Consider the following 6,089-nt stretch of genomic DNA (forward strand, 5'->3'; position numbering starts at 1 on the left):
TTCAAGCCTCCAGGGCGCGTTTGTGCAGGCGGGTGACAGCATCCAGCGACGACAATATGGCGCCTTCCATCCAGCAGCCGACGTAGCTGGCATGTTCGCCGGCCAGCACCAGCCGGTTATCGACGGCAACCAGTGTCTGATAATGTTCCTTGCGGGTATCCTCGTTCCACATCGCGCAGCAGCCCAGCGTGAACGGCACCCGGCTCCACGCCACGCTGGCGCCGCCGACAAATTCTTCCTTGTAGCGGCCGGGGTGAAACACGCTGCCCTGGTCCAGCGCGCGCGCGATCCGTTCTTCAGGCGTCATGCCGGCAAATTTGTAGCTGGACCCGCCGAAGGTGTAGGCGCCCAGCACCACCGCCGGACCATTGCTGTGCATGCGGCCCGATGGGTAGGAAATCATGCCGATCTCGCGGTCCGTGAAGCTGATCCCGCCGTAGATGGCTTCATCTTCCTCCCAGAACCGCCGCTTGAATTCCAGGCCGACCTTGACCGAATTGGAATAGGGCACGGCGCGGATGGCCGCGTCAAGGCCCGCCGAACAATCCAGATCGATCTGGCTGAGGATGCCGAGCGGGATGGTGCACACGCAATAATCCGCCTCGGCCGTGGCTGCCACACCGGTGCCGGTGTCGGTATAGGCCACCGTGACCTTGCCGCCCTGCTGGCTGATGCTGGTCACCTTGCTGTTGTAGCGGATCTTGCCTTCGACCTGGCGGGCGAAGCCCTTGCCGATCATGCCCATGCCGCCGACCGGCTGGAACATCGAATGCTGATGATCGATGCTCATGTGCTGCGCCACGATCCGCCAGACGCCGGAATCCATTATATCCTTGAAGGCATAAGGCTCGGACGGGATCGGTTCACCGAGCACGCCGCCGCCCTGCGGCCGATCAAAGCCGCGCCGCCGCGAAGACCGGTAGGATTTGGTATATTTGAAATCCTCATCGAGCGCGCCCCATTCGCGCAGCGCCATCCGCAGCCGGTCCGCGTCATCCTTGGTCATGGCGCTATCGAGGCCGCGATTGTCGATGGCCTTGGACAGCAGCTCCGCGACATTGCCGTCCCAGTCGCCGGCCAATTCCCGGTAGCGCATCGGCTTGCCGCCAAACGCCTTGGCCGAATGCACCAGCGCCTGGTGGTTCATCTGGATGAACGGCTCCAGCGCGACGCCGAATTGCTTGCAATAATGCAGCAAAGCGCGGTGGTGATAGGGAATGCGCCACGGGCCGGGATTGAGATAATTGCCGTCCGCAAAGCCCACTTTCTGCGTGGCGCCGCCCAGCTCGGTATAGGTATCGCCGCCATACAGCGACCAGTTCCGGCCGCCGGGACGGTTGTTATACTCGATGATCTGCACATCATAGCCGGCCTTGCCCAGCTCGTGGGCTGCCAGCATGCCGGCCAGACCAGCGCCCAGCACCAGCACCTTGGCGCCCGGCCGCGCACCGGACAGATTGGGTGGCCCGGCAAACTGGGTTTCCTTGGCGTGGCCCAGTGCTTCCATGGCCTGATACAGCACGGCGGTGCCGGCCATCATGCCGATCGCATGCAACACGTCGCGGCGTGTCGGCCCCATCTCTGCCCAGTTGCTCAACGCCTTGCTTCCCCTTGCCTGGCCTTGCGGCCAACCTCTTTAACGCCGCCCTGACAGGCCTGGCAACGCTGTTGGCGTGCGCCCCCTGCCCGGCCGCCGCCAGTGGCGAAATGACGGGGTTTTGCCGCGCCGCACCATGGAGTGCCCGGTCGCAGCAGTTCGTTCCTGCCCAATCCGGCTTGTCACCAAGGCTCTGGCCCGTAATCGCTGTCGGCGCGGTCGGCAAACTTGGTGAACTGCTTGATGAAGGTCAGCGGCACCGTGCCAGTGGCGCCATGGCGCTGCTTGGCGATGATGACTTCGGCAAGGCCAAAGATTTTTTCGGCCTTTTCCCGCCACTTGGCATGTTTGTCGCCGTCTTCCGGGTCGGGCTGTTTCAGGCTGTGATAATATTCCTCGCGGTAGACGAACATGACGATGTCGCTGTCCTGCTCGATCGTGCCGGAATCGCGCAGATCGGCCAGCTGCGGGCGTTTGTCTTCCCGGTTTTCCACGGCGCGGGACAGCTGCGACAATGCCAACACTGGCACGTTCAATTCCTTGGCCAGTGTCTTGAGGCCGCGGGTGATTTCCGAAATTTCCTGCACGCGGTTGTCGCTGCCGCCTTGGCGCGATCCGGTCAGCAATTGCAGATAATCCACGACGATCAGCCCGATATGATGCTGGCGCTTCAAACGGCGGGCACGGGTGCGCAGCGCAGCGATGGTCAGGCCCGGCGTGTCATCGATCCACAGCGGCAGCGATGACAGCGCCGTGGAGGCGCGCGCCAGCCGGGTGAACTCCTCATCCTTGATGCGGCCCATGCGCAGCGCTTCGGAGCTCAGCTCCGATTGTTCAGCCAAGATGCGCGTGGCCAGCTGATCGGACGACATTTCCAGGCTGAAAAACGCCACCGGCGCACCGCTGCTTTTGCCGGGTTCAACACCGCGCGCCATGTCTTCGGAATAACGCTGCGCGCAGGCAAAGGCGATGTTGGTGGCCAAGCTGGTTTTGCCCATGGCCGGGCGGCCAGCCAAAATGACCAGATCGGATTTGTGCAGCCCGCCCATTTTCTCGTTCAGGCCGGTCAGGCCGGTGGTGTAACCTGACAAATGCCCGCCGGAGCGTTTGGCAATGTCCGCCATCTGCACGGCTGCCATGGCGGCTTCGCGAAAGCTTTTGACCGCGCCCTGCACTTCGCCGGCCTCGGCAACCTTGTAGAGCGCCATTTCAGCGGTTTCGATCTGATCGATGGGCGCGGTGCCGGTGCTGGTGTCGCCCGCGGCAATCACCATGTCTCGACCGACTCGGATCAGCTCCCGCAGCAGCGCCAGATCATAGATTTGCGACGCAAAATCACGCGCCGCCAGCAGCGCCGCGCCGTTCTGGGTCAGGGTGGCCAGATAGCCGGGGCCGCCCAGTTCGGTGATCGCCGGATCGGTATCAAACAACGGCTTCATGGTGACCGGATTGGCCGACATGCCCTTGCCCGACAGCATCAGCACCGCGCCATAGATGCGGCCGTGCAGGGCATCGGCAAAATGGTCGGGCTTCAGCCTTGTAACGACATCTTCCACCAACCGGTTGTCGATCATCAGCGCGCCGAGCAACGCCCGTTCGGCTTCAAGGTTTTGCGGCAACCCGGCCATCGGCTGACCGGGATCAACCAGGCGCAAATTGGGGGCAGCGGGCGGCGGCGTGACGGGGGGAAGCGAGACCATCCCTCCATACTCGCGCATGGCCGGCGGCGGGGCAAGCGGCGGCCGGGGCCGCCTGCGATTTCGCCGTGGGCAGGTCTGTGGATGAAAACGGGACAAGTTGGCTGCGGCCATCGCTTGCCGGTTGGGCCTGTCTTGGCGTAAGCCCGCCATCCCATGACCAATACCGCTCCCGCCTCCACACCTGTTTCGGGCCCTGCGCCCGACTATCGGGCCCGGTCCGCTGCCCGCCTTGCTGCCGTGCAGGCCCTGTATCAGCGGGAGATGGGCGGCGATCCGGTGCCCAAGCTGCTGATGGAGTTTCACAGCCACCGGCTTGGCCAGGAAATCGAAGGCGTTGAATACCTCGCCGCCGATCAGCCGTTTTTCGATGATGTCGTCATCGGCGTTGTCGCCCGGCAGGATGAGCTGGATGTGCTGATCACCGGTGCGCTGGCGCAAGGCTGGGCGCTGGACCGGCTCGATCGGCCGATGCGCGCGCTGCTGCGGGCCGCGGTATACGAGCTGATCGCCCGCGCCGACGTGACGGCAGCGACGGTCATCGACGAATATGTGAATGTGTCCCATGCGTTTCATGACCAAAAGCAGGCACGTTTTGCCAATGGCCTGCTCGACACGGTGGCGCGCAAGGTGCGCGGCTGAACGGTGGCGGAGCGGGACTTCATTGCCCGCTTGCTGGCCCCGCTGGCCGCCACGCCCGCTGCGCGCGGCCTGACCGACGATGCGGCGGTGTGGACCCCGCCCATCGGCCGGCAGCTGGTGTTCACCCACGACATCCTGGCCGCCGGCATCCATTATCTGCCAGATGATCCGCCCAGCGATGTGGCGTGGAAGCTGCTGGCGGTAAACCTGTCCGATCTGGCGGCGATGGCGGCCACGCCGGCCGGCGTGTTGCTCGGGCTGGGCCTGTCAGCGGCGGAGGATGACAGCTGGCGCAGTGCATTTGTTGCCGGGCTGGGGCGTGCGCTTGCCCATTTCGGCACAGCGCTGTGGGGCGGTGACACCGTCACCGGGCTTGACCGCGCCGTGCTCGGCCTGACAGCGATCGGCTGGGTGGAGCCCGGACACGCGCTGGGCCGCGTGGGGGCACAAATCGGCGACGCACTTTATGTGTCAGGCAGCATCGGCGGCGCCGGGCTGGGCCTGGCGGTGGCACGCGGCGCGCGGCCGTTCGACAAGACGCTGCTGAACCGGTTTCGGCGCCCCACACCGCGGCTGGCACTCGGCGCCGCGCTCGGCGGCTTGGCCAGCGCCGGCATGGACGTGTCGGATGGGCTGCTCATCGATGCGGACCGGCTGGCGGCGGCCAGCGCGGTGGGCTTGGCGATCACGCTCGACAGCGTGCCGCTGGCGCTGCCTGCGGAAAATCTGGCCGAGGTGATGGCGCAGGTGACGGCTGGCGATGATTATGAGCTGCTGTTCACCGCGCCGCCCGGCACCGATATGGCAGCGCTGGCCACCGCCACCAAGACGCCGGTGACGCGCATCGGCACTGTTGTGCATGGCTCAGGCCTGCGCCTGACGCTGGCCGGCCAACCGGTGCCGCTGCCGGGGCGGCTGGGCTGGGAACACGCCTGAACGAACTGGCCCGCGTCAGCCCTTGGCGATCTGCGGCACCAGCTCCTTCAGCGCGGTCACCAGCTGCGCGCACTCGGCAGGCGTGGTAAACAAGGCCGGCGTCACCCGCACGCAGGCCCCCGCTGCCAGGCCAGCCCGGTGCACGGCCATGATATTGTAGCGGTTGAACAAAATGTCGGTGATGGCGATGTTTTCGGCCGTGGTGGTGTGGCCGGCAATCCTAAAGCTGGTGATGGCGCCAAAGGTGCGCGGATCATCGCCCACCATGATCTCCAGCCCTGACAGGCCGCGCAGCGGCGCTACCCACAGGCCGCGCAGATATTGCAGCCGCGACAGCTTCATGGCCGGCGGCAACATGCTGGCCTGAAAATCCAGCGCCGCTGGCAGTGTCAATTGCGGAGCATAATCCAGCGTGCCCTGATGCACTTTGGCTTGCACATTGTCCGGCGCTGCATCCGGCTCGGCAGCGGCCGCTGCAATCAGCGCCGCCGTCCCCGGCCGGCACCAATAGCCCGCCACGCCAACTGGAGCGCCCACCCATTTGTGGAAATTGAGCACGACAAGATCGGCGCCGAAATCCGGGACCAGGAACGGCCGCTGCGCAAAGCTTTGCGCGCAATCCACCATCACCACCGCGCCCGCCGCCTTGGCCAGCGCCGCAATGTCCGCCACCGGCACCACCAGCCCACTTTTGTGGGTGCCATGCGTCAGCAGCACGAACTTCAGGCGCCCACCTGCGCTGGCGGCCTTGATCGCCTCGGCATAGGCGGCGATCACATTGTCATGGGTGGGCGCGCGCGGCAGCTCGACCTGCACGGCCCGCGCCCGCCGGCTTTTTGCCAGGAACCGCATGGCATTGTGGCTGGTGTCGTAATCATTGTCCGACCACAAGATCGTGTCGCCTTCGTTCACGTCCTGAAACTGGCTGATCAACGCCTGCAAGGCTTCGGCGGCATTGCGGCAAAAGCCGATATCCTCAGGCTGCACCCCCATGGCCTGCGCGGCGCGCGCGCGCACCGCCTCCTGGTCCCTGCGCATGGCACGGCGGGCGTAAACGCTCGTGTCGCGATTGAGCCGTTCGATATTGGCGCGGTGCATTTGCGCTACGGGCGCTGCCATATTGCCCCAATAGCCATGCTCCAGCTGCGTCACCGGCCCCATTTTCGGATAGAGCGCCGCGATGCGCGCCCAGCCCGCTTCGTCGCCGGGTGCGATCA

The 6,089-nt window shown here is 65.3% G+C and carries 5 protein-coding genes; 2 read left to right on the forward strand and 3 right to left on the reverse strand.

Annotation, left to right across the window (positions count from 1 at the left end; translation table 11 throughout):
• Position 1: 1 nt before the first annotated feature.
• Positions 2-1,597 (reverse strand): NAD(P)/FAD-dependent oxidoreductase, encoded by a 1,596-nt coding sequence (locus ABWP50_RS05375; protein WP_353216962.1) that lies wholly within the window; start codon positions 1,595-1,597, stop codon positions 2-4.
• A 182-nt stretch (positions 1,598-1,779) separates the two neighbouring features.
• Positions 1,780-3,225, reverse strand: coding sequence for a replicative DNA helicase (locus ABWP50_RS05380; RefSeq protein ID WP_353216970.1), 1,446 nt, complete (start codon positions 3,223-3,225; stop codon positions 1,780-1,782).
• A gap of 225 nt (positions 3,226-3,450) precedes the next feature.
• Here ABWP50_RS05380 and nusB point away from each other — a divergent pair, with 225 nt between their 5' ends.
• Both nusB and thiL read left to right on the forward strand, forming a co-directional pair.
• Positions 3,451-3,936: a transcription antitermination factor NusB gene (nusB, locus tag ABWP50_RS05385; RefSeq protein ID WP_353216963.1), complete on the forward strand. Its 486-nt coding sequence runs from the start codon at positions 3,451-3,453 to the stop codon at positions 3,934-3,936.
• Positions 3,937-3,939: 3 nt separating this feature from the next.
• Positions 3,940-4,872, forward strand: coding sequence for a thiamine-phosphate kinase (thiL, locus tag ABWP50_RS05390; RefSeq protein ID WP_353216964.1), 933 nt, complete (start codon positions 3,940-3,942; stop codon positions 4,870-4,872).
• A 15-nt stretch (positions 4,873-4,887) separates the two neighbouring features.
• Here thiL and ABWP50_RS05395 read toward each other — a convergent pair.
• A partial coding sequence (locus ABWP50_RS05395; protein ID WP_353216965.1) for an aminotransferase class V-fold PLP-dependent enzyme occupies positions 4,888-6,089 on the reverse strand: 1,202 nt, incomplete at its 5' end.

The organism is Sandarakinorhabdus sp. (genome assembly GCF_040398645.1).
GTDB lineage: Bacteria > Pseudomonadota > Alphaproteobacteria > Sphingomonadales > Sphingomonadaceae > Sandarakinorhabdus.